20 protein-coding genes and 1 tRNA gene are annotated in these 23,342 nt (G+C 32.7%); 5 read left to right on the top strand and 16 right to left on the bottom strand.

Features of this window, described 5'->3' with window-relative positions:
* Positions 1–180: 180 nt before the first annotated feature.
* Both HQN62_RS11535 and HQN62_RS11530 read right to left on the bottom strand, forming a co-directional pair.
* Complete coding sequence (locus HQN62_RS11535) at positions 181–1,461, bottom strand: glucose-1-phosphate adenylyltransferase (RefSeq protein ID WP_173504454.1); 1,281 nt, start codon at positions 1,459–1,461, stop codon at positions 181–183.
* Positions 1,451–2,881 (bottom strand): glycogen synthase, encoded by a 1,431-nt coding sequence (locus HQN62_RS11530; protein WP_173504453.1) that lies wholly within the window; start codon positions 2,879–2,881, stop codon positions 1,451–1,453. The genes HQN62_RS11535 and HQN62_RS11530 overlap by 11 nt, the downstream gene beginning before the upstream one ends.
* Before the next feature lie 187 nt (positions 2,882–3,068).
* Here HQN62_RS11530 and HQN62_RS11525 point away from each other — a divergent pair, with 187 nt between their 5' ends.
* A complete protein-coding gene (locus HQN62_RS11525; RefSeq protein WP_173504452.1) occupies positions 3,069–3,932 on the top strand; it encodes an alpha/beta fold hydrolase in 864 nt (287 codons plus the stop codon).
* Positions 3,933–4,058: 126 nt separating this feature from the next.
* Positions 4,059–4,451, top strand: a complete 393-nt coding sequence (gene msrB, locus HQN62_RS11520; RefSeq protein WP_077376532.1) for a peptide-methionine (R)-S-oxide reductase MsrB — start codon at positions 4,059–4,061, stop codon at positions 4,449–4,451.
* An 83-nt stretch (positions 4,452–4,534) separates the two neighbouring features.
* On the opposite strand, the gene HQN62_RS11515 is transcribed toward msrB, so the two are convergent.
* From HQN62_RS11515 to HQN62_RS11455, 13 genes are all read right to left on the bottom strand, one after another.
* Positions 4,535–4,951 (bottom strand): hypothetical protein, encoded by a 417-nt coding sequence (locus HQN62_RS11515; RefSeq protein ID WP_173504451.1) that lies wholly within the window; start codon positions 4,949–4,951, stop codon positions 4,535–4,537.
* Between the two features lie 142 nt (positions 4,952–5,093).
* Positions 5,094–5,966, bottom strand: a complete 873-nt coding sequence (gene sucD, locus HQN62_RS11510) for a succinate--CoA ligase subunit alpha (protein WP_077376539.1) — start codon at positions 5,964–5,966, stop codon at positions 5,094–5,096.
* Between the two features lie 86 nt (positions 5,967–6,052).
* The gene (locus HQN62_RS11505; protein ID WP_077376542.1) at positions 6,053–6,415 is read right to left on the bottom strand and encodes a nuclear transport factor 2-like protein; all 363 of its coding nucleotides are present in this window, start codon (positions 6,413–6,415) and stop codon (positions 6,053–6,055) included.
* Position 6,416: 1 nt separating this feature from the next.
* Positions 6,417–7,346 (bottom strand): UDP-3-O-(3-hydroxymyristoyl)glucosamine N-acyltransferase, encoded by a 930-nt coding sequence (locus HQN62_RS11500; protein ID WP_116798201.1) that lies wholly within the window; start codon positions 7,344–7,346, stop codon positions 6,417–6,419.
* Between the two features lie 69 nt (positions 7,347–7,415).
* Positions 7,416–7,982: an elongation factor P gene (efp, locus tag HQN62_RS11495; RefSeq protein ID WP_111410776.1), complete on the bottom strand. Its 567-nt coding sequence runs from the start codon at positions 7,980–7,982 to the stop codon at positions 7,416–7,418.
* A 97-nt stretch (positions 7,983–8,079) separates the two neighbouring features.
* Positions 8,080–8,865 (bottom strand): acyl-ACP--UDP-N-acetylglucosamine O-acyltransferase, encoded by a 786-nt coding sequence (gene lpxA, locus HQN62_RS11490; RefSeq protein WP_111410775.1) that lies wholly within the window; start codon positions 8,863–8,865, stop codon positions 8,080–8,082.
* A gap of 68 nt (positions 8,866–8,933) precedes the next feature.
* A complete protein-coding gene (locus tag HQN62_RS11485; protein ID WP_116798525.1) occupies positions 8,934–10,322 on the bottom strand; it encodes a bifunctional UDP-3-O-[3-hydroxymyristoyl] N-acetylglucosamine deacetylase/3-hydroxyacyl-ACP dehydratase in 1,389 nt (462 codons plus the stop codon).
* Positions 10,315–11,358: a UDP-3-O-(3-hydroxymyristoyl)glucosamine N-acyltransferase gene (gene lpxD / locus HQN62_RS11480; RefSeq protein WP_116798202.1), complete on the bottom strand. Its 1,044-nt coding sequence runs from the start codon at positions 11,356–11,358 to the stop codon at positions 10,315–10,317. Before lpxD ends, HQN62_RS11485 begins: the two co-directional genes overlap by 8 nt.
* A 130-nt stretch (positions 11,359–11,488) precedes the next feature.
* Positions 11,489–12,718: an HD domain-containing protein gene (locus HQN62_RS11475; RefSeq protein WP_173504450.1), complete on the bottom strand. Its 1,230-nt coding sequence runs from the start codon at positions 12,716–12,718 to the stop codon at positions 11,489–11,491.
* A 528-nt stretch (positions 12,719–13,246) separates the two neighbouring features.
* Entirely contained in the window at positions 13,247–16,246 is a 3,000-nt protein-coding gene (locus tag HQN62_RS11470) for a DEAD/DEAH box helicase (protein WP_173504449.1), read from the bottom strand.
* 53 nt (positions 16,247–16,299) lie between these two features.
* Positions 16,300–17,250: a nucleotidyl transferase AbiEii/AbiGii toxin family protein gene (locus tag HQN62_RS11465; RefSeq protein ID WP_254454434.1), complete on the bottom strand. Its 951-nt coding sequence runs from the start codon at positions 17,248–17,250 to the stop codon at positions 16,300–16,302.
* A complete protein-coding gene (locus HQN62_RS11460; protein WP_173504448.1) occupies positions 17,241–18,026 on the bottom strand; it encodes a type IV toxin-antitoxin system AbiEi family antitoxin in 786 nt (261 codons plus the stop codon). Before HQN62_RS11460 ends, HQN62_RS11465 begins: the two co-directional genes overlap by 10 nt.
* A 576-nt stretch (positions 18,027–18,602) precedes the next feature.
* Positions 18,603–18,677: transfer RNA gene (locus HQN62_RS11455), tRNA-Val, on the bottom strand.
* 185 nt (positions 18,678–18,862) lie between these two features.
* Between HQN62_RS11455 and HQN62_RS11450 the strand changes: the two genes are divergently transcribed.
* Positions 18,863–20,650, top strand: a complete 1,788-nt coding sequence (locus HQN62_RS11450; RefSeq protein ID WP_173504447.1) for an ABC transporter ATP-binding protein — start codon at positions 18,863–18,865, stop codon at positions 20,648–20,650.
* 77 nt (positions 20,651–20,727) lie between these two features.
* On the opposite strand, the gene HQN62_RS11445 is transcribed toward HQN62_RS11450, so the two are convergent.
* Positions 20,728–21,897 (bottom strand): proline dehydrogenase family protein, encoded by a 1,170-nt coding sequence (locus tag HQN62_RS11445; RefSeq protein WP_173504446.1) that lies wholly within the window; start codon positions 21,895–21,897, stop codon positions 20,728–20,730.
* 93 nt (positions 21,898–21,990) lie between these two features.
* Here HQN62_RS11445 and aroB point away from each other — a divergent pair, with 93 nt between their 5' ends.
* Positions 21,991–23,058: a 3-dehydroquinate synthase gene (aroB, locus tag HQN62_RS11440; protein ID WP_173504445.1), complete on the top strand. Its 1,068-nt coding sequence runs from the start codon at positions 21,991–21,993 to the stop codon at positions 23,056–23,058.
* Positions 23,059–23,115: 57 nt separating this feature from the next.
* Entirely contained in the window at positions 23,116–23,295 is a 180-nt protein-coding gene (locus HQN62_RS11435; RefSeq protein ID WP_111411426.1) for a hypothetical protein, read from the top strand.
* Positions 23,296–23,342: the final 47 nt, after the last annotated feature.

Raw genomic sequence — 23,342 nt, 5'->3', positions numbered from 1 at the left:
TGAATAATAAATCAAATTGCATTAATTAGTAGTTTTTCTTTTAGTTTAAGGTTGAATTAAAAATTTCATTACCTAATAGTTACTAATTACACCAAATCGAAAGTGCAATAAATTGTACTGACTATTTGGTGTATTGAGTTTTTTGTAATAAATATTTAAGAAGAATTTTCTAAGTTGTAATTATTTAATAATGAAATTATTTGGTATTATAGCTCCTTTTCTGATCACGATAATCCCTTCTTTTACACAATACAAATCATTTGATGTATCGGCCAAATGCTTACCTCCTTTTACATATACATCGTTACCGATTCTACAGTTTTTATCCACGATGGCATTATCAATAAAACATCTTTCTCCTATTCCTATTAATGGTATTCCGTTCGTGTTATCGTCATTAATATCATCGATATTTTGGTAAAAATCATTACCCATAACATAACAGTGTTGAATCACTGTGTCCTCGCCTATTCGGGATCTATTCCCAATAACAGATTTGGTAATTGCTTTAGCATGAATAATGCAGCCCTCAGAGATTAATGATCTTTCAACCATTGTTTTATGAAACTTAGAAGGGGATAATAAACGAGGTCTGGTATAAATTTTATTATTGTTATCAAATAAATTGAATTGAGGAATATCATCCGTTAAACCGATATTGGCTTCAAAAAAGGAGTCAATGTTACCTATATCTGTCCAATAACCTTCGTATTGATAACTCAATAGTTTTTTATTCCCAACGGCTTGTGGTATGATTTCCTTTCCAAAATCTTTTGTTTCTGGATTAGCCATCAAATCGATTAATAATTTTCTGTTGAAAATATAAATACCCATAGAGGCCAAATAATGCTTTCCTTGGCTTTTCATCTCATCACTTACCTCCGATTTCCAATCGGGTAATAACTCCTTGGCAGGTTTTTCTATAAAACAATCAATACAACTTTCTGAATTTGTTTTCAATATCCCAAATTCAGGAGCGTCTTTGTCATTTACAGGCAAAGTGGCTATGGTAATATCGGCTTCTGCATCAATGTGAGCTTCAAGCATTGCGTTAAAATCCATTTGGTACAACTGATCGCCCGAAAGAATTAAAGCATAATCAAACTCATGGTTTAAAAAGTGAGGCATACATTGTCTTACGGCATCCGCAGTTCCTTGAAACCAAGTTGGGTTGTCCGGTGTTTGCTCAGCTGCTAAAATATCTACGAAGGACTGACTGAAAATACTGAAATTATAAGTGTTCTTTATATGGGCATTCAAAGAAGCTGAATTGAATTGCGTCAGCACAAACATTTTATAAATGTCGGAATTCATGCAATTTGAAATTGGGATGTCTACCAATCGATATTTTCCTCCTATCGGAACTGCAGGTTTTGACCTTCTGGCAGTTAAGGGATACAATCTTGAACCTTGACCTCCTCCTAAAATAATAGCGATAACTTTTTTTCTTTTAGCTTTCATATGTCTTTGCAATAATTAAATTATATAATTCTAAGTATTCTTGGCTAACGTTCTTCCAAGAATGATCAGTATTCATTCCTTTTATTCTTATTTGGTTTATATTTTCTTTGTTTTTATACAAATCGACTGCTCTTTGAATAGAATCGCAAACATCTTCGACTGAAGCTTGATCATGACAAATTCCATTTCCGTTATCTTCAAAATCAACAATTGTGTCTTTTAGTCCTCCAGTTTTTCTTACTATCGGTATTGTTCCATATCGCAATGCATACATTTGATTCAATCCACAAGGTTCCACCCGTGATGGGATTAATATAAAATCAGAACTTGCATATGTCTTGTGTGCTAATTCTTCGTTGTAACCAATAAATGTATTATAATTTCCATTATAAACAGAAAGTAATTGCTTGAGTTGATTTTCTATTTCGACATCTCCATACCCTAAAATTAAAATATTGATTTCTCCCTTAAAAGTTGTCAAAGCTGATGACACTACTTTCGGAAGTAAATCGGCTCCTTTTTCATTATATAATCTGCCAATAAAACTAAAAAGCGGTTTTGTTGGATCCATATTGAAATGCGCACACAATTCCTCTTTATTTTTTAGCTTCCCTTCGTCCATTGTTGCTGTCGAATAATTTATTTCGAGCATTGGATCTTTATTAGGATCCCAAACATCAATATCAATGCCATTTAAGATACCTTTTGATTTGTGTCGAACCTGTTGGAATAATGTCTCAAGTCCATTGTCAGAATGATTTAGTTCATTGAGATAACTTGGTGAAACAGTGGTAACTTCATCAGAACATTTTATTGCTGCTGCCAAAGAATTAATGCAATTTCCCCATTCTAGTTCTTTTATGTTAATCAAATCAAATTCAGGTAAATAATATAATTTATTAAATGTAAATATCCCCTGATACAATCCATTGTGAATGGTAATTAGCGTAGGTATATCCTTTAGTTTATCATATTTTGGGCAATATTTTTTCATAAAAGGGATTAACCCCGTATGATGATCGTGACAATGTATAATATCAGGAATAGAACTTCGTCCTAAAATCCAGTCTAATGTTGCAATTTGAAATGATAAAAAACGTTCAATATCATCTCTGTAATTATAAATATTGGGGCGGTCAAAAAGTTCCGGTATTTCTATTAAATAGAGCTCAAATCCTAACTTATTTGACGTTTCTTTCAATACACTAAACGGAAAATTAAAGTTACCTAATTTTAATTTCCCCCAATGAACACATTCAAAATCATTTTCAGATCGAAATGCTGTTTGATAACTTGGAATGACGACACGAACACTATTTTCTTCATTGCTTTGGTATTTTGGCAATGATCCAATTACATCGGCTAAACCACCCACTTTTGCCACTGGGTAACATTCTGCTCCAATGTGAAATATTTCCATGAATTCCTTTTTATTTTTGTTTTATGATGGTCTATCCAGACATCTCAATTCTTTACAAAATTTAAAAAATTAATATTTTTATAGTGTGAAATAAAATTATATTAACATTAAATTTATACTAATTTTATGTTTTTTAAATTTAGTTAAAAAAAATTAATTTTTAAAGACATTTCACAATTTTATCAATATGACAAAAAATACCACAAATCATACTAAGCCTTTGAAAATTCCCAAAATTATAATCCTATCCAGTAAGCTTATTGCCTTTTTGTCTACAAAATGGGTTACGATTTATGCATCTAAATTGTTTACAACGCCGATAAAACATAAGATTCCTAAACGAGAAATTGAAATGGACAAAAAGAGCGTACAACAAATAATTATTGTTCCTTCCATAAAAAGAAAAGTAAATGTATATGAGTATGGAAAAAGCAGTAAAAAAGTTTTATTGGTTCACGGATGGTCAGGTAGAGGAACCCAATTATGTAAAATTGCTGATGAAATGATCAGATTGGGATATTCGACTGTTAGTTTTGATGCGCCAGCACATGGAAAATCTCCAGGAAATTCAACTATCATGGTTGATTTTATTGCTTCAGTTATTGAAATAGACAAACAATTTGGACCTTTTGAAATTGCTATTGGTCACTCTTTGGGGGGAATGACAGTTATGAATGCTATAAAAGAAGGGCTTCAAGTAAAAAAAGCTGTAATTATTGGCAGTGGAGATATTGTACAAGATATTACAGATGATTTTATTGCCAAATTGGGATTAAAACCCGAAATAAGCAAACTATTATGTGAGCGTTTTGAAAAAAAATATGGAGGAATCATGGACGATTACAGTGCCTACAAAGCAGCTGAAACGACTTTAATTCCGACTTTGGTAATTCACGATGAAAACGATCCTGAAGTACCTGTAAAAGCTGGAATTCATATACATCAGCATCTTAAAAACGGAGAATTAATGTTGACTAAAAGATTAGGTCACAGAAAGATACTTGCGGATCATCAAGTAATTGAAAAAATAACTAATTTTATTGAAAAATAAGTATTATGAAATCGCCATTAACGACAAGTTTACGTAAGCAAACACCAATAAATAAAAGGCGACCCGAGCGGTAGCGAACTGGCGAAGCATAACCTATATGACAACTAAAAAATAAATTTCACATATATGAATTATCCTTTTGTAAAATCAGAAAAAGAATGGGAAGAAGAATTAGGTGCCGAACGCTATAGAATTCTTCGCCAAAAAGGAACAGAATATCCGCATACAGGGAAATATAATTTGCATTTTGAGAATGGAGTTTATTGTTGCGGTGGCTGTGGTACTCCCCTATTTGAAAGTAATTCTAAGTTTGATGCACATTGTGGCTGGCCATCATTTGACGAATCGATTCCTGGAAAAGTAGAATATATTGTTGATAATACACACGGTATGAAGCGCACCGAAATTGTTTGCGCCAATTGTGGTGGACATCTAGGCCATGTTTTTGAAGATGGTCCTACGAAAACTGGTCAACGATATTGTGTTAATTCGTTGTCGGTAGATTTTAAAGAAAAGTAAACGTTTTGTTTTTTTTTTAAATACAATTAAACAAAAAATGCTTTACAATTCTGTAAAGCATTTTTTGTTTAATCTAGAATTTTTTAAAAAGCTACATTCCATCTTGGCAATTTACCATTTTCATCTAGGAAGTTTTGCAAAACTTGACCTTCAACGCTAGTTGGAATCGATTTTTCTGTTTCATTAAAAGTTTCAAACCAGAAAACTTCTAACGAATCAATACTTTCTTTTTTCATTTGAGCAGGCCAAGAATATTTTCTTCCTGTTTTTGCAAATTGATGTCCATTTACAATCTTGTCATGTAAACCACCATTTTTGCTTTTCAACGTTCCGTCGTTTTGAACTGTTCCCGTAGAACCAACCATAATTAATTCTTTGTCAGCATAAACAACAAAAACACCGCTTCCTGCTTCTGAAGCGTTACAAACAGCTTCTAAATTATCTTCCTGTGTAAACGTAAAATTCCCTTTTACTGTAAACTTTTCTAATTCTTTGTACATATTTTTAATTTTTTAAGCTACTAAGGTTCTAAGAATCTAAGTTGCTAAGTTTTTAATTATATTCCAGACATTTTAAAAATGTAAAAAAGTCTCAACAAAATATTGAGACTTTTCTGAAATTTATTATCTTAAATATTGGCGATTATCCCAATACTTCTTTTACTTTCTTTCCAATTTCAGCTGGAGAGTCAACAACGTGAATTCCGTTTTCTCTCATAATTTGTTTTTTAGCTTCAGCTGTATCGTCAGAACCACCAACAATTGCACCTGCGTGTCCCATTGTACGTCCAGCTGGAGCCGTAACTCCTGCGATGAAACCTACAACTGGTTTACGGTTACCATCAGCTTTAATCCATTTAGCAGCATCAGCTTCTAATTGTCCTCCAATTTCACCAATCATTACGATACATTCAGTTTCTGGATCGTTCATCAACAATTCAACAGCTTCTTTCGTAGTTGTTCCAATAATTGGGTCTCCACCAATACCGATAGCAGTAGTAATTCCTAATCCTTGTTTTACAACTTGGTCAGCAGCTTCATAAGTTAAAGTTCCTGATTTTGAAACAATACCTACAGTTCCTTTTTTGAAAACGAAACCTGGCATAATTCCAACTTTAGCTTCTCCTGGAGTAATAACACCCGGACAGTTTGGACCAATTAATCTAGCATTTCTTTCTTTAACATAGCTATTTGCTTTAATCATATCCGCAACTGGAATTCCTTCAGTAATAGCAATGATTACTTTTATTCCAGCATCAGCAGCTTCCATAATTGCATCTGCAGCAAAAGCAGGTGGTACAAAAATAATAGTTGTATCGGCTCCGGCTTGTTCAACAGCATCTTTTACTGTGTTAAAAACTGGAAGGTCCAAATGTGTCGTCCCCCCTTTTCCAGGAGTAACACCACCAACAACATTTGTACCGTATTCAATCATTTGTGAAGCGTGGAAAGTTCCTTCGCTACCTGTAAATCCTTGAACAATTATTTTTGAATCTTTATTAACTAAAACACTCATGATATATTTTTTATGTAGTTTTTAAAATTGTGACGCAAAAGTAAGGCTTTTGTAATTATTTTGTACTTTTTTTAAAATAAAAATAATTACATCACTTGACTCATTTGATATCCTCTGTATAATTTATTATCTTTTATTTCCCATATAACCATCATATGAGCCAAAAACATTTCTTCTCGTGGGTTTTCTATCGTTTTGGCATAATGATCAAAACGAACAGAAACGATATTACCTTCTTCAACAATATGACTAATTCTAGCTTTGGTACGAACATAAGCTCTACTTATTTCACCAGTCATACTTAATATTTCTTCATAATTCCTTTGAATAAAACCTTTGCTACTATTCCAATCCAAAATACATTCTGGATGTAAATATTCTTTCATTATTTCTGTGTTAATGAAGGCATCTGATTTATAAAAACTTTTTACAATTTCTTTAGCAGACATATTATTTTAGTTTTTTTAAAATTTCGGGAATTTTTTTAATATTTGCCAATTGCTTCAATTTTTCTCTTGATTCTTCAATTGGAGTACCAAAATAGCTTTTACCACCATCTACTGATTTTGTAACACCTGTCTGTCCAAGTATTACTGCATTTGCTCCTATAGTAATGCCGCTTGTTGTTCCCACCTGTCCCCAAATGGTAACTTCATCTTCTATAATGACACAACCTGCAATACCAGTTTGTGAAGCTATTAAACATTTTTTTCCAATTACGGTGTCGTGCCCAACATGTACCTGATTATCAATTTTGGTACCTTCTCCAATAGTAGTATCACCAGTAACTCCTTTGTCAATCGTACAAAGAGCTCCAATACCAACATTGTCCTTAATTACAACTCGACCTCCTGAAATTAATTGATCAAAACCATCTGGTCTTTTTTTATAATAAAAAGCATCGGCTCCAAGAACGGTACCCGCGTGGATAATCACATTATCACCTATAATTGTATGGTCATAAATGGAAACATTAGCATGTATCAAACAATTTTCTCCAATGACAACGTTATTTCCAATGAAAGAATTTGGCTGAATCATAGTTCCTTTTCCAATTTTTGCGGAAGCGGAAATAGAAACATTAGATTGCACAAAAGGCATGAAATGTTTTGTCAATACATTAAAATCTCTAAAGGGATCATCTGAAATCAACAAAGCTTTCCCTTCTGGACAATCTACTTTCTTGTTGATTAAAACAATCGTAGCTGCAGATTGTAATGCTTTCTCGTAATATTTTGGATGATCTACAAAAACAATATCCCCAGATTCTACAACATGAATTTCATTCATGCCATAAACTGGAAACAAAGCATCACCAACAAATTCGCATTGAAGTAAATTTGCAATATCTTGTAGAGAATAAACTTTTGGAAATTTCATAAATATAGTATTCAGAAATCAGTGTTTAGTGTTTAGTTTCTAATTAAGCCAAACACTAAACAGAGACAACTATTCCTTAACTCGCTCCATATAAGAACCAGAAGTAGTATCAATTTTAATTTTGTCTCCCTCATTAATGAATAAAGGAACGTTTACGGTTGCACCAGTTTCAACAGTAGCAGATTTCGTTGCATTAGTAGCTGTATTTCCTTTAACGCCAGGTTCTGCGTAAGTAACTTCAAGAACAACAGATGCAGGCATATCAACAGAAAGAGGTAAATCAGTTTCTGTATTAATACTTACCATTACGCTTTCTCCTTCTTTCAATAAATCCGGTGAATCCAAAATATTTTTATTCAATGAGATTTGTTCAAAAGTTTCAACATTCATAAAATGGAATAAGTCGCCTTCAGGATATAAAAATTGAAATTTGTGGTTTTCAACTCTTACTTCATCAATTTTATGTCCAGCAGAGAAAGTATTATCCAATACTTTTCCATTAGTTAAACTTCTTAATTTTGTTCTTACAAATGCAGGTCCTTTCCCTGGTTTCACATGTAGAAATTCAATGATTTTATAAATATCATTGTTGTATTTGATGCACAATCCGTTTTTAATATCTGATGTAGATGCCATTGTTGTTTTGTTTTATTTATTATTTTGCTTAATCGTTCAATCCTTCATATTTGTTTTTCACCTAAACGATTAAACAAATAAACGATTGAACTTTTATTTAGTAATTCCCTGAATACCCTTTCATTACACCTCTTGATGAGTTTCGAATAAAGTCTATGACTTCATCGCGCTCAGGTGTAGCCTCCATTTCTCCTTCTATTATGTCCAGAGCTTGAGTTACATTATAATTTTTTTGATATAAAATTCTGTAAATTTCTTGAATTTCTCTAATTTTTTCGGATGTAAACCCACGTCTTCTCAATCCTACGGAATTTATTCCAACATAAGATAAAGGCTCTTTTGCTGCTTTAGTGTATGGAGGGACATCTTTTCTTAGTAAAGAACCTCCTGATACCATCGCATGGTCACCAACACTGATAAACTGATGTACAGCAGATAATCCACCAATAACAGCATAATTTCCAATTGTTACATGTCCTCCTAAAAGAACGCCATTTACAATAATAGCATTGTTTCCAACATGACAATCGTGTGCAATATGGGCTGTTGCCATGATTAGGCAATTATTCCCAATTACAGTTTGACCTGAAGCTATAGTTCCCCTATTGATAGTTACGCATTCTCTTATAGTACAATTATCTCCAATAATTGCAAGAGAATCTTCTCCTCCAAATTTTAAATCTTGAGGGACGGCAGCAATTACTGCTCCTGGAAAAATATTACAATTTTTACCAATTCTTGCTCCCTCCATTATTGTAACATTAGAACCTATCCAAGTTCCATCACCAATAACAACATTGTTATGGATGGTTGTAAAAGGCTCGATTACAACGTTTTTGGCGATTTTTGCACCTGGATGAACGTATGCTAACGGTTGATTCATATATTTTGTTTAATCGTTAAACTGTTTAATCAATTAATCGCATAAGCAATTAATCAAATCAACAAAAATTATTGTTTTCTTGCAATTTGCGCCATTAGTTCCGCTTGGGCAACCAATCGTCCATTTGAATATGCATTGGCTTGCATGTGACAAATACCTCTTCGTATTGGGGTGATCAAATCACATTTGAATATAAGTGTATCTCCCGGCAAAACTTTTTGCTTGAATTTTACGTTGTCAATTTTCATGAAAAAGGTCAAATAATTTTCAGGATCGGGAACAGTGCTTAAAACTAAAATTCCTCCTGTTTGCGCCATTGCTTCAACAATCAAAACTCCTGGCATTACCGGTGCATTGGGGAAATGTCCTACAAAGAAATTTTCATTCATTGTCACATTTTTCATCCCTACAACATGACTATCCGACATTTCGATGATTCTGTCAATCAACAAAAATGGAGGTCTATGCGGTAACATCGCCATAATTTTATGAATATCCATTAATGGCTCTTGGTTTAAATCATAGGTTGGAACATAATTTCGTTGTTCACTTTTGATGATTTTTGCCATTTTTTTTGCAAACTGAGTATTTACATAATGCCCAGGTTTGTTAGCAATGATTTTCCCTTGAATTTTTGTTCCTATTAAGGCTAAATCACCAATCACGTCAAGTAATTTGTGTCTTGCAGCCTCATTTGGATAATGTAAAGTTAGATTGTCTAAAATTCCATTCGGTTTGACCGTAATTTCATCTTTTCCAAAGGCTTTCTTCAAGCTTTCCATTGTAGATTCAGAAATATCTTTGTCTACATATACGATTGCATTGTTTAAATCTCCTCCTTTAATTAATCCATTTTCCAATAGAGTTTCCAATTCATGTAAAAAACTAAAGGTTCTTGCATTGGAAATTTCCGTTTTGAAATCACCTATAGTTTTTAAAGTGGCATTTTGAGTGCCTAATATTTTTGTTCCAAAATCAACCATTGTAGTAACACTATAATGATCACTTGGCATAACCATGATTTCACTTCCAGAAGCTTCATCTGTAAAAGAAATTACTTCTTTTACAACATATACGTTTCGGTTTAATTCTTGCTCAATAATTCCGGCTTCCTCAACAGCTTCCATGAAAAATTTAGAAGAACCGTCCATAATTGGTAGTTCAGAGGCATCCAACTCAATAATAACGTTGTCCAAGTCACAACCCATTAAAGCTGCCAAAACATGTTCTGGAGTTTGAATTTTGACACCTAATTTTTCTAAATTAGTACCACGTTGTGTATTGACTACATAATTAGCATCAGCTTCAATAACAGGGTGACCTTCAAGATCGACACGAACAAATGTAAAGCCATTATTTACCGGAGCAGGTTTAAAAGTCATTTTAACTTCTTTTCCAGTATGTAATCCAACTCCCGTAAGCGAAATTTCTGTTTTGATGGTCTTCTGTTTAACCATTGTTTCCATTTTTTTGGTTTAATATTTGTTTTTTTAACTCTTCTATTTCTTTTACCAATTTTGGTAAATTCTTAAAATGTACATATGATTTACTGTAATCAGAATATCCAAAAGTTGGACTTCCTTGCAGTATTTCATTATCTTTTATATTTCTTCCTACTCCGGATTGAGCCTGAATACGAACATTATTACCAACAGTCAAATGCCCCACAATACCAACTTGCCCCCCTATCATGCAATTCTCCCCTATTTTGGTAGAACCCGCAATTCCAGATTGGGCTGCAATAACAGTATTACGACCAATTTCAACGTTGTGTGCAATTTGAATTTGATTGTCCAATTTTACACCCGCCCTGATAACTGTAGATCCTAATGTGGCTCTGTCAATAGTTGAGTTGGCACCAACATCCACATTATCTTCTATAATTACATTTCCAATTTGTGGTATTTTATTGTACGTACCATCTTCATTTGGCGCATAACCAAAACCATCTGCTCCAATAATTGTACCAGAATGAATTGTACAATTATTTCCAATGACTGTTTCGGAGTAAATTTTAGCGCCAGCAAAAATAACCACATTATTTCCAATAGTTACATTGTCACCAATAAAACTTCCTGGATATACTTTTACATTATCACCTAATATAACATTATCACCTATATAACTAAAGCTTCCTAAATATAGATTTTCACCATATTTTGCACTTTCAGAAATAAAAGAAGGAGTTTCGATACCGCTTTTATTTAATTTCACTTGGTTGTAAAACTCCAATAATTTAGAGAAAGATTTATAAGCATCGGCAACCTTAATAAGAGTAGTAGTTATTGGTGATTCAGGAACAAAAGTATCGTTAACGATTGTTATTGATGCTTTTGTGGTGTATATATAGTTGATGTATTTGGGATTGGATAAAAAAGTAAGCGACCCTTCAGCCCCTTCTTCAATTTTAGATAAACGAGAAACTTCAATGTTGGGATCTCCAACAATTTCTCCTTCCAATATTCCTGCTATTTGTTCAGCTGTAAATTTCATCTTATTGAATTGTATTTTTAAAAAGTATAAGATGGAACATACTAGTGTTAGTTCTCACAATATTTAATAAAAATAGATTGGCTTGTTTTATTGCGACAAAAATATAAAAAATAGGTTTTAAATGTTAATTTTAAAGCAGTTGTTTTGGAAAACATATATAATACTTAGTCACCAACTTGGATAATGATTTCAAATTCAGCTGGTCAGAGGCTTCAACAACATCCTCAATTGTCTTGTCTTTATTTAGAATTCGTATGGGTTCTGCAACTTTACTGTACGCTTGACTCTTTATTTTACCTTTAAAGATAAAATAATTGGATTCAGCCAGAGAAATTTTATTTTGAATAGAAAAGCGTTCTTTTTGTATCTGTAATTCTTCCAAAGGAACTTTATCATTCGTTAACTTAATTTTCAAAAGATCTCTATTGATAATCATTTTGCTCAAAGATGACAGAATAAAATCATCTTGATTTTCCCAGGCTTTCAAGGCGCTGATAATGTCAAAATCATCCAATTTTGTAAATAATTTCACGGTTTTCGGATCAAAAGTACCCATTGTCACTTTGTTTTGCATAAAAAACAGCAACGGTTCGCTGCAAGGCAAAACAACACCTCTTTCGGTCAATTCTTTAGCACGTTTTAAGACCTTGGTCAAAGTTAATTCGGCAGCCAAACTTGTTTTATGCAAATACACCTGCCAATACATCAATCGTCGGGACATAAGAAACTTTTCGACCGAGTAGATTCCTTTTTCTTCAATTACCAAAACATCATCCACAACATTCATCATCTGAATTAATCGTTCAGAATTGACATTTCCTTCTGAAACCCCAGAATAAAAGCTATCTCGTTTTAAATAATCCATTCGATCCATGTCGAGCTGACTCGAAATTAGCTGCAACATAAATTTACGATGGTATTCTCCCTTAAATACTTTAATAGCAAGACTCAATTGACCTTGAAATTCAATATTGAGTTCGTTCATTAATAATAATGAGATTTCTTCATGATGAACATCTTCCACAATACTACTTTCCATAGCATGCGAAAAAGGACCATGTCCCACATCGTGCAATAATATGGCAATATATAGCGCATTTTCTTCTTCAGGGCTAATGATTACCTCTTTGAAGCGTAAAACTTCGACCGCTTTTTGCATCAAATGCATACAGCCTAGTGCATGGTGAAAACGAGTGTGATTGGCACCAGGATACACCAAATAGGATAAGCCCATTTGGGAAATGCGTCTCAAGCGTTGAAAATAGGGATGTTGAACTAAATCGTAGATTAAAGCATTCGGGATGGTAATAAACCCATAAATGGGATCATTGAATATTTTTAATTTATTTATTTGAGCCACTATAAGTTCGTTTTAGGGAAACAAATATAGTTAAAATAGTATTTGTATCTAAATTTGGAAAATACTGCCCCCAAAAAAAACTTCCCAATTTCTTGAGAAGTTTTGTGGGCTGTCAGGGACAACAATCGAACTCCTAATACCGATTTTGACTTTTTTTCAAAGGTTAAACGTTTGATTTTTTTTTTTACAAAATTAAGCATTTTATCGAATATTACTTTGAAAAAAATATCGAGTCCAGCATTTTCTCTTTATTTATAGATAAGGTGATGCATAAAGTTTGGTCGCTTGGCGATGTGGCGGATTAAGGAAGCACAAACTTTTGGTTAATTGCTAATTTTACAAGTACAAAACAAACTTAAAAGTAAGCCTAATTCCGCCATATTACATCAAGCTGTTATGCCTTCCTTCTTATTTCTTCAGTGGTTATTACTTCCCACTTTTTCATACACTATCCATACACTATCCATGCCTTTGATATGCCTTTGATATGATCTAGACATCCTGTCTATGACCTGACCTGTGTGACTTTTATGTTAGCCTTTCTTCAATTAAATTTTTCCAAATGATAAAACCTTTTCTATCCGTGGAATAATCGTGAAGTACTTTACTGAAATTATCAGGCGGATTTTCTATAAAAGCTTGTCTGCCGTTATTTCTAATGGTATTTAGGTAGTTGTCAATCTGCTTTAATATATCGGGAATAAATTGTCTGTCTTTGTAAAAATGCCAAATATAGGTTGCTTCTTCTGTATTTAAGGTTTCTAAAACAATATGAAATCCCGTTTTTCCCGCTAGAAGGAAAACAAATGAAAATGGATTCAAAACAAATCGGATTTTAAGAATAGTTCTCTCGTGATGCTTGGCTAAATATTGTAAATGTATTTGGTGTTTGTAATTTTGATTCCGCAAAAAATCATTCAATAATTCATCTCCAGAATCATATAATTTTTGATTGTTTTCATTCTGCAATTGATTAATATCAAGCAAGTTTTCTTGACCTATTGTGTTTGTTTTGCCTAAGAATGCCTTCGCAATGAATTTAAACTTCACCCCTTCAATCAATTTTTGAGTTATTTTTTCTAGATCATTGGATAGTGCCAATTGTGAAATCAATTTTCCGTTTTCAAATTCAGCGTGAATTATAGCAGTAATGTTTTTAATTTTGAGTGTCTTAGAGAAATAATCTTTTAAAACTTCAAATTCCGGCCTAATTTCAAGATTTTCAATATCAAATTCAAGTTCTGTTTTAATTTCAGGTACATTGTGTTTAAAAGCAATACTTCCGTATCTAAATTCAAGTTTTTCAAAAGAAACCTTTATTTTTTGATCAATTATGAAAGAATCTTTTGAAACAGCAATTTCCTCTTCGGGTTCATCAAATAAGGTAGCTAGTTTATCTATTTTTCTGTAATAGGTATTTCTCTTCAGAAACATTTTGTTTAAGTAATCAATCTTGATGTCTCGATAATCGTAAATAGTTGGAGCTATTTCCGATCGTTGGACTCTACCGATGTATTGAATTAATTTACCTTCAAAAGAAAAAGGATAAACAAGAAATAGACAATTGGTGTTTTGCAAATCAGTTCCTTCACCAAAGAATTGCCCAGTGGTGATTAATACTTGATAATTTCCTTCCTTTAGTAATTTCCATTTTGAGTTTTTGGCACTTTCAGAATCTTCACCACTTAAAGTGATCACTTCGTAAGATTGTTTTAAATATTGATTTAGCGAGTCAATATGTTCTTTACGTTCTGTAATAATAACAACTTTTTTGTCAAATTTCAATTCATTAATCACATCTTCAAGAATTGATTTGTTTCGAGTAGAATCGTGAACCAGAATTTTTGATAAAGTTTCAAATTTGTCTGTTTTTGAGTTGAATGGCACATCAAGTTCAGTGTTGCGAATGATAATTTTTGGTCTTTTAGATGTGCTTATTTCGTTTGATTTTATTTCAGCAATTACTTCGCCTAAATGAATAAAAATAAGTTTACTGTCATTGTATTTTCGAAATGGCGTTGCTGTTAAGCCATATAAATAAAAGGTTTGTAATTTTGAAATTGCATTTCTAAATGTTTCAGCAGGGATATGATGACATTCGTCCACAATGATAGTTCCGAAAGCATTCAAAATTTTTCCGGTATCAGGTTTATCTAATTCTTTTGATAAACTCTGAATCATAGCAACAGTTATTTGCTTACCGATTTTGGTTTTACCTTGACCTATTTTTCCAATTTCATTTTTTGGAATTCCAAGAAAAGTTTCAATTCTTTCAATCCATTGGTCGGCAATTTGTTTGCGATGAGTGATGATTAATGCTGGTTGTTTTTTATCTGCAATAATTTTTAGCCCAACAATAGTTTTTCCTGAACCCGGCGGTGCCACAATAATTCCTAAATCTTTTTTTTCAATCGCATTAATCACTATTTGCTGATGTCTTAGGAGTTGTGTATTGAATAAAAATGAAACTTCTTTTAATTTTCTCCTTTCATCCTTGAAATCATATTCAATTTTGTTATCTCTACAAAATCGAATTATTTTACCAATAAAACCTCGAGGAATGATTACTTCGTTTTCCGTTTCTTCAACTAGTTTAAAATAACGTTCTGTCCCAAAAGTATTTTTTCCAATCTTCTTTTTGACTAAAAATTCCGTATTCAGAAAATTCAATTCTTCTTTTAGAAAGTTGATTAGTGGAGTTGAAATGGCAGAGCGATTAATTTTTATGTCGTTTGCTAATCTTATAGTTAATTTTTCATTTTGTGATTTTGAAACAATTGAAGTAGGAATATCTTGTTGTGCATTATAAATTTGATGTAGTTCATCAAGTTTTATTCTCGAAATTTTTTGAATATTCTTTATAAAATCCCATTGATTCGGAATTGGTTCTAGACTTTCCACATCAATAAAACAACTGTTTCCTTGTTCGTAGGTTTTCTTATATAACGGAAGAGCTATCAAATTGCCAAATCCTTTTCCGGACAAAAAATCCTGATTGGGAAACATTCTGTCAAAGCTGGAGCTCTTGTCAAATAAAGAAAAAACTCCTGTTTGCTCTAAAATTGAAATGAAAATCTTTCTGCTTTTTATCGCTGGATAAGGTTGTTCAAAAAATATCCAAACATGACCGCCTTTACCCGAACGAGAAAGTTCCAAATAGGCAGGAATTCCCTTTTCATTACAAGCATTTATAAATTTTTTGCAGTCTTCTAACCAATCAACTTTATCAAAATCGGCAACAATAAACCAAGAAGTATTGTCTTTAAGCAGCGGATAAATTCCAATATGCTGTTCGCCGTTTAAGTGTTTTTCAATTTCCCTTTCAGAAAGTAGTAAATGCTCCTTATCCAAATAATTTTGAAAAGTGCCACCATTCATTTTATGAACTCGGTAACGGTATGGGTCATATAAATAGGCTGGCATATAGCCACTTTTGCTTCCTTTTTCCCATCGAACAGCAAACACATCTTCTCTTCCTGTAAAAACAGATTTAAATAGTTCAATGTTATTTATGGGGTTTGATTGCATAGTTTATATTATTCAAAAATTTATTTTTAAAGAAATCAAAAGTGAATTAATTGCTAGATCTGCAGACCATTTTTGTGTGTTGGATATAATATATGTTGCAATTTATCAAATGCTTCTTTGTGCTTTTGAGTGGGCATCTTTTCAAGATTTATCATTTTCCAAAGCACAGAAGGAAGGTTAGCAATTACGGAAACATTTTCCATTTCAAGTAAATCCCAATCAGGAGTTTTGTTTTTGAATGACAAAAGAAATCTCTTTTCATTGTCTGTCATTTGAAAATTGATTTGGTGAATTAGATTTTCTCTAGCTTCTTCCAATTGTTCTAGAGGAACATCTACTTCAGCCATTTGTTTAAACTCTGTTTCATAAATTTCAGTAATATCTTTTCGATTTGGAGCTAATAGTTCTGACATTGGTCTTTGATGACTTATTAGAAATATTAAGAATGTTTTTCGTAAATTATCTGTTAGCCCTTCGTTTTCGAGAAGAAATTTTACATCAAATAAATCTCTCGGATGTTGTCTGTCTAAAGCAGCACATAATTTACCCGCATATAAATCGGGAAGTGATGCTACTTGCATTTCTACATATCCAAATTCTCTTTCTACTTCTTCTATAACTTCCATTCTTTCTTCTGGAAAAACCGTTCCTCTGATTACCGGAGATAATTCTACTTTAATGCGTACTTCTCCTTGACTTACAATTAAGCGTAGTGCATCGCTTTGTTCGTGAGCATCTTGTACTTTACTTCCAGGTATTTTTTGCTGAATCGATTTACTTATTCTTGATAAAGCTGCTCTAATATTTATCAAAGCTGTTTCTCGATCATCCATTGGTATGTATAGTAAATCGATGTCAACCGAAAGACGAGGAAGTGCTCTGTAAAATAAATTAATTGCTGTTCCTCCTTTTAGCGCAAAACATTTTTCGGTGTCCACTAACGGTAGAACACGAACTAAAAGTTGTACTTGTCTGCGGTATATATTGTTTGCATCTATAGCCATTCTGGAACTGTTATTTTATATTTATTATCTAATTTTCCACCTTTTATCAGCATTCTGTTTCCAGAACCTAATGTTATGTTTTCTCGATTTATTTTACTCAACCAAACATAATTTTGACGGTCTGCAAACCAAAAGAAAAGCCGTTTTACTTTCACATTTTGACAGCATTCCAGGTTTTTTTGGAGATTTCTAGGCGATAATGTTGTTAGCCCCTGCATTAATTGATCAGCGTGTTCAAAAGTTATTTTTTGTGGCACGTCTAATAACACTTCTAAATATGCCCTTTCTGGTGAAGATATGATCAGTTTTCTATTGTCATTATCCCAATCTCTCTCTACTGTAAAAGGTTGTAATAGTTTGTTTTCTTCTAATTTTTTGGCAAATAAACTGTTGGTAGTATGTCTTACAAATTTTACATTCAAATCTAAATTTGTAATCCATTCAGGTAGTACATCATTTCCAAATAAATGCACTATTTTATATTCTGATAATGACAAGTAATGTGATAATCCCTGTATTTCAAGTGCAGTTAAACCACCTACAACAAAATCTGTTTTCAAGATTGACTGCAAAGAGAAAACTACTGACTGCCAAGATATTTTACTGGCATTTCTAACATAAACGCCCTTACTTATGGATTCTAGTTGGTTACTTTTTACCAAATTGTCTATTGCGTGACGGGTTAAGTTGTTTTCCGTAAGCCACTTATGAGTGGTTACTAAACCCTCGGGCATTATTTCGTACAACTCTTTTCTTCGCATTACATTTACAGCCATAATTTAAAAGTTTTGCTAATTACGGCGTTAATCGCCGTTATGCAAATATAATATAAATTATTTTATTTGCAAAATACAATAATAACGGCGATTATCGCCGTTATTTATAATTTTATTAAACTTTGTAATTATTGTCATTTTTATTATAAACGTAGTTTGTAGATTCGTCATTGTAATTTAATTCAAAAGGATTCACAAATTTTTAGTTGCTTATCCAACATTATTTTTCAATGATCCCTTAAGGTTCGAATGGCATTTTCAGTAAAGAAACTTTGGGGCATGATGGAGGAGCCGAAAAAGGAAAATAAATTTTCGAACAAAAAAAAACTCCAATATCAAATGACTTTGGAGGTTTTTAAATTATGGTGTATCAGGTTCACAGTCGAACACTTAATACCTGTTTTGACTTTTTTTGAAACTATAAAAGAATATTTTAAAAATTGAGAATGTTAAAAAAAATATGTTTCCAAGTTTTATGCTTAATCCTATTTTTAAGACTAGTGTCAACAAATAGACTTAAAAGTTTTGAAAAAAAACAAAGCCACTGTCATCCAGTGGCTTTGTTTGTCTTTTATGTGGGCGATGAGGGGTTCGAACCCCCGACCCCCTCGGTGTAAACGAGGTGCTCTGAACCAGCTGAGCTAATCGCCCTATTGCGTGTGCAAATATACAACTAGAACTCGTAATTGCAAGCAAAATTTTAAAAAAATAGAATAAAAATTACTTCGTTTTTCTTTAGTTACTCATAAACAGTATTTTATTGAATGTTGAATCTCTATATTTTTTTTGGTTATCATCTTCTTATAGCCTTACATTTGTATGATAAAACAAATACAATGGCCCGATATCAAGAAAATGATTTACCAAAATCAAAAATTACTGCGAGTTCTCTGCAAAAAGCTATCCTGATTTTCAAATATGCCAACAATCACAAATGGAAATTTTATGTTGGATTGGTGTTTTTACTACTTACTAGCGTTACTGCCCTAGCTTTTCCTAAATTTATGGGAATGCTTGTAGATTGTGTTAATAAGAAAGATGCCCATTTGGCAAATGAAATAGCTTTAGGCTTAGGATTGGTGTTGCTATTACAATCATTATTTTCCTTTTTTAGACTTTCTTTATTTGTAAATTTTACCGAAAATACATTGGCTAATGTTCGTTTGGCTTTATATACCAACTTGGTTAAATTGCCAATGTCGTTTTTCTCCCAAAAACGTGTTGGAGAATTGAATAGCCGGATCAGTAACGATATTACCCAGATTCAAGATACTTTAACTACAACGATAGCCGAGTTTTTAAGACAATTCATATTAATTATCGGAAGTTTTGCGATGCTGGCCAGTATCAATATCAAATTGACCATTATGATGGTTTCAGTTGTGCCATTGGTTGGAGTTGCTGCCGTTATTTTTGGAAGATTTATTCGAAAATATTCTAAAAAAGTACAAGATCAGGTAGCCGAAAGTCAAGTGGTTGTTGAAGAAACAATGCAAGGAATCAGTATAGTTAAGGCTTTCGCTAATGAATGGTATGAGATTGCCCGTTATAAGGAAAAAATAAAGGAAGTAGTGAAAATGGGGATTAAAGGAGGGCAGTTTAGAGGTTTCTTTGCTTCCTTTATTATTATCTGTTTGTTTGGAACGATTGTGGCTGTTGTTTGGTATGGTGTGCAATTGAGTATTGCCGGCGAAATTACGGTTGGACAATTGTTTACCTTTATATTATACTCAAGTTATGTAGGCGCTTCATCAGGAGGAATTGCCGAGTTATATGCACAAATGCAAAAAGCAATTGGTGCCACCGAAAGAGTTTTTGAACTATTGGATGAAACACCTGAAAAAATCAATTCAAACATACATATTCCTTCCATTAATAAAATAAAAGGTGAAGTGACTTTCAATAATGTTGCCTTTAGCTATCCATCCAGAAAAGAAGTTCAAGTTTTGAAAGATATTAATTTCACTGCAAATTTTGGGCAAAAAATAGCTCTTGTTGGACCAAGCGGAATGGGAAAATCAACAATTGCCTCTTTATTATTGCGTTTTTATGATATTGAGAGTGGCGAAATTCTAATCGACGGAAAAAATATTTACGATTATGATTTAGAGAATCTCCGCGGAAATATGAGTATTGTACCTCAGGATGTTATTCTTTTTGGAGGTACGATAAAGGAAAATATCGCTTACGGTAAACCAAATGCTACCGATGAGGAAATTATTTTGGCAGCCAAACAAGCAAATGCCTATGTATTTATAGAAAGTTTCCCTGAGAAATTTGAAACTGTGGTTGGAGAAAGAGGAATTAAACTTTCAGGTGGTCAAAGACAACGAATTGCGATTGCTCGTGCGTTATTAAAAAATCCATCCATATTGATTTTGGACGAAGCAACATCTTCTTTGGATAGCGAAAGTGAAAAATTAGTTCAGGAAGCTCTGGAAATTTTGATGGAAGGAAGAACAAGTATCATTATTGCACACCGTCTTTCTACAATTCGTTCTGCCGATCAGATTTTGGTACTTGACAATGGAAAAATCAGCGAGCAAGGAACGCATCAAGAATTAATTAACTTAGAAAATGGTTTGTATAAAAACCTAAGTAATTTACAGTTCAGTAATTCTTAGTTTCAAGATAAAATTGCATAAAAAATCCATTTGTTTTTTCGACAAATGGATTTTTTTTATGAAAGATAAATTGAATTTTATTTCCCTTTTCTTCTATTGCGTTCTGCTTTGATCATAGAAAGCTCGCGACTAGTTTGTCCGGCTACAGATGTATTTTCTTCCGCACGACGAATTAAGTATGGCATAACGTCTTTTACAGGTCCAAATGGCAAATATTTAGCAATATTATATCCATTTGCTGCCAAGTTATAGCTGATGTTATCGCTCATTCCATATAATTGCCCGAACCAAATTCTGTCATCATTAGATGGAATTCCTTTAGTTTTCATCAACTCCATTAATTTGTAAGTACTCTCTTCATTATGAGTTCCTGCAAAAATAGACATTGTATCTAAATGTTCTGCCATATAAAGGACAGCTGCATCATAATTGATATCAGAAGCTTCTTTGGAAACACATATTGGTGTTGGATATCCTTTTTCTTCAGCGCGAAGATTTTCTTTTTCCATATAAGCACCACGAACCAATTTCATTCCAATAAAAAATCCTTCGGTTTTCGCTTGCTCATGTAATTTTTTCAAATAATCCAAACGGTCCCAACGGTACATTTGAAGTGTGTTGAATACGATTACTTTTTCTTTGTTATATTTGCGCATCATTTCGGTAACCAAGTCATCGGCTGCATCTTGCATCCAGCTTTCTTCGGCATCAATCAACAAGGCTACATTCTTTTTATGCGCTTCGCTACATACTTGATCAAAACGGGTCACTACTCTATCCCATTCTGATTTTTCTTCTGGCGATAAAGTTTGTTTTTCTCCAACTTTTTCATATAAATCCAAACGACCTAAACCAGTAGGTTTAAAAACTGCAAAAGGAATTGCTTTACGCTCTTTTGCAAATTCAATCGTTTTTAAGGTCATTTCCAAAGCTGCATCGAATTGATTTTCCTCTTCTTTACCTTCAACTGAATAATCCAGTACGGAAGAAACTCCTTTGGTATACATTTTATCAACTACCGATAGGCAGTCATCTTCATTTACACCACCACAAAAATGATCAAAAACTGTAGCACGGATAAGGCTTTCAACGGGAAGATTTGCTTTTATAGCAAAATTGGTTACTGCTGTTCCTATGCGTACTAAAGGTTGGCTATTGATTAATTTGAAAAGGAAATAAGCTCTGTCGAGTTCTGTATCACTTTTTAGTGCAAATGCAATTTGTGTGTTATCAAAAATATTATTCATTTTTTGTTATATTTTTTATGCAAATATAAAGAGAGTAAGCGATTATTATTAGCAAAATTTACCTTATTTTGCGGTTTCAATTAAATTAAAATCATGCAATCTATTCAAGCTAATAATTATCCTGTTCATTTCAACGAAATTGGATATGAAAAACTAAACCAACACTTAAAAGAGAACAAATATTCAAACTTATTTATAATTGCCGATACCAATACAAATGAGTATTGTTTGTCTAAATTCCTTCCTTTGCTGGAAACGGATTTGACTATAGAAATAATAGAATTTGAAGCTGGAGAAATTAATAAAAATATTGAAACCTGTATCGAAATCTGGAATGTCTTAACAGAACTAGGTGCTGACAGAAAAACATTGATTATAAATATAGGTGGTGGAGTTGTTACCGATTTGGGGGGATTTGTGGCTTCTACTTTTAAAAGAGGAGTTGATTTTATTCATATTCCAACAACATTGTTGTCTATGGTGGATGCATCTGTAGGTGGTAAAAACGGTGTGGACTTGGGGAATTTAAAAAACCAAATTGGTGTTATCAATACGCCAAAAATGGTGTTGATTGATACACGATATTTAGAAACAGTTCCACAAAATGAAATGCGTTCTGGACTTGCCGAAATGTTGAAACACGGATTGATTTTTGATAAAGACTATTGGGAATTTTTTTTAGATTTAAAGGCAATTGACTTCGATCATTTAGATGCGCTTATACATCGTTCAGTTGAAATTAAGAACATCATTGTGATGCAAGACCCAACGGAACAAAATATTCGAAAATCTTTAAATTTCGGTCATACATTAGGACATGCTATCGAAAGTTATTTTTTAGAAAATAAAAACAAAACTACCTTGTTACACGGAGAAGCCATTGCGGTGGGGATGATTTTAGAAAGTTACATTTCATTGCATAAAAAATTAATCACACGAGAGGAATATAATGAAATAAAAACAACATTAAAATCAATATATGATGATATAGTTTTTGAAGAAAATGATATTGATCCTATCTTGGAACTGTTGATCCACGACAAAAAAAACGAATACGGCATGATACAATTTGCATTGATCGAAGGTATCGGAAAAATAAAAATTAACCAATCTGTTGAAAACGAATTAATTCGAAACGCTTTTCAGGATTACAAATCTTAGCTATTTTTTAATAAAAAGGATTGCTTTGCGTCTGTTTTATTTTTTACATTTGCGCCAATGAATAAAAAACAAAATACTAAATCATTTTCTACCAAAAGGAACGGTAACAATAGGTCTTTCTTGAGCTTATTGAAACGGTTTTATGGTATAAAAGGAAATTTTAGTTTTGATGTGTTTCAATATTTCAAGGCCGATTATGATAAACTTCAGATTATCTATGCCAACATTAGAGTTTGAATTTCTATTAATTCTATTTTTCAAATGCAATTAATATAAAACTCTAC

Source organism: Flavobacterium sp. M31R6 (assembly GCF_013284035.1).
Lineage (GTDB): Bacteria > Bacteroidota > Bacteroidia > Flavobacteriales > Flavobacteriaceae > Flavobacterium.
The sequence above is the reverse complement of the archived record's forward strand: the minus strand, read 5'-3'. Positions and strand labels throughout refer to the sequence as shown.

Coding starts and splice junctions, on each gene's coding strand:
- HQN62_RS11535 (WP_173504454.1), bottom strand. CDS start 1,461: ATGAAAGCTAAAAGAAAAAAAGTTATCGCTATTATTTTAGGAGGAGGT.
- HQN62_RS11530 (WP_173504453.1), bottom strand. CDS start 2,881: ATGGAAATATTTCACATTGGAGCAGAATGTTACCCAGTGGCAAAAGTG.
- HQN62_RS11525 (WP_173504452.1), top strand. CDS start 3,069: ATGACAAAAAATACCACAAATCATACTAAGCCTTTGAAAATTCCCAAA.
- msrB (WP_077376532.1), top strand. CDS start 4,059: ATGAATTATCCTTTTGTAAAATCAGAAAAAGAATGGGAAGAAGAATTA.
- HQN62_RS11515 (WP_173504451.1), bottom strand. CDS start 4,951: ATGTACAAAGAATTAGAAAAGTTTACAGTAAAAGGGAATTTTACGTTT.
- sucD (WP_077376539.1), bottom strand. CDS start 5,966: ATGAGTGTTTTAGTTAATAAAGATTCAAAAATAATTGTTCAAGGATTT.
- HQN62_RS11505 (WP_077376542.1), bottom strand. CDS start 6,415: ATGTCTGCTAAAGAAATTGTAAAAAGTTTTTATAAATCAGATGCCTTC.
- HQN62_RS11500 (WP_116798201.1), bottom strand. CDS start 7,346: ATGAAATTTCCAAAAGTTTATTCTCTACAAGATATTGCAAATTTACTT.
- efp (WP_111410776.1), bottom strand. CDS start 7,982: ATGGCATCTACATCAGATATTAAAAACGGATTGTGCATCAAATACAAC.
- lpxA (WP_111410775.1), bottom strand. CDS start 8,865: ATGAATCAACCGTTAGCATACGTTCATCCAGGTGCAAAAATCGCCAAA.
- HQN62_RS11485 (WP_116798525.1), bottom strand. CDS start 10,322: ATGGTTAAACAGAAGACCATCAAAACAGAAATTTCGCTTACGGGAGTT.
- lpxD (WP_116798202.1), bottom strand. CDS start 11,358: ATGAAATTTACAGCTGAACAAATAGCAGGAATATTGGAAGGAGAAATT.
- HQN62_RS11470 (WP_173504449.1), bottom strand. CDS start 16,246: ATGCAATCAAACCCCATAAATAACATTGAACTATTTAAATCTGTTTTT.
- HQN62_RS11465 (WP_254454434.1), bottom strand. CDS start 17,250: ATGGCTATAGATGCAAACAATATATACCGCAGACAAGTACAACTTTTA.
- HQN62_RS11460 (WP_173504448.1), bottom strand. CDS start 18,026: ATGGCTGTAAATGTAATGCGAAGAAAAGAGTTGTACGAAATAATGCCC.
- HQN62_RS11450 (WP_173504447.1), top strand. CDS start 18,863: ATGGCCCGATATCAAGAAAATGATTTACCAAAATCAAAAATTACTGCG.
- HQN62_RS11445 (WP_173504446.1), bottom strand. CDS start 21,897: ATGAATAATATTTTTGATAACACACAAATTGCATTTGCACTAAAAAGT.
- aroB (WP_173504445.1), top strand. CDS start 21,991: ATGCAATCTATTCAAGCTAATAATTATCCTGTTCATTTCAACGAAATT.
- HQN62_RS11435 (WP_111411426.1), top strand. CDS start 23,116: ATGAATAAAAAACAAAATACTAAATCATTTTCTACCAAAAGGAACGGT.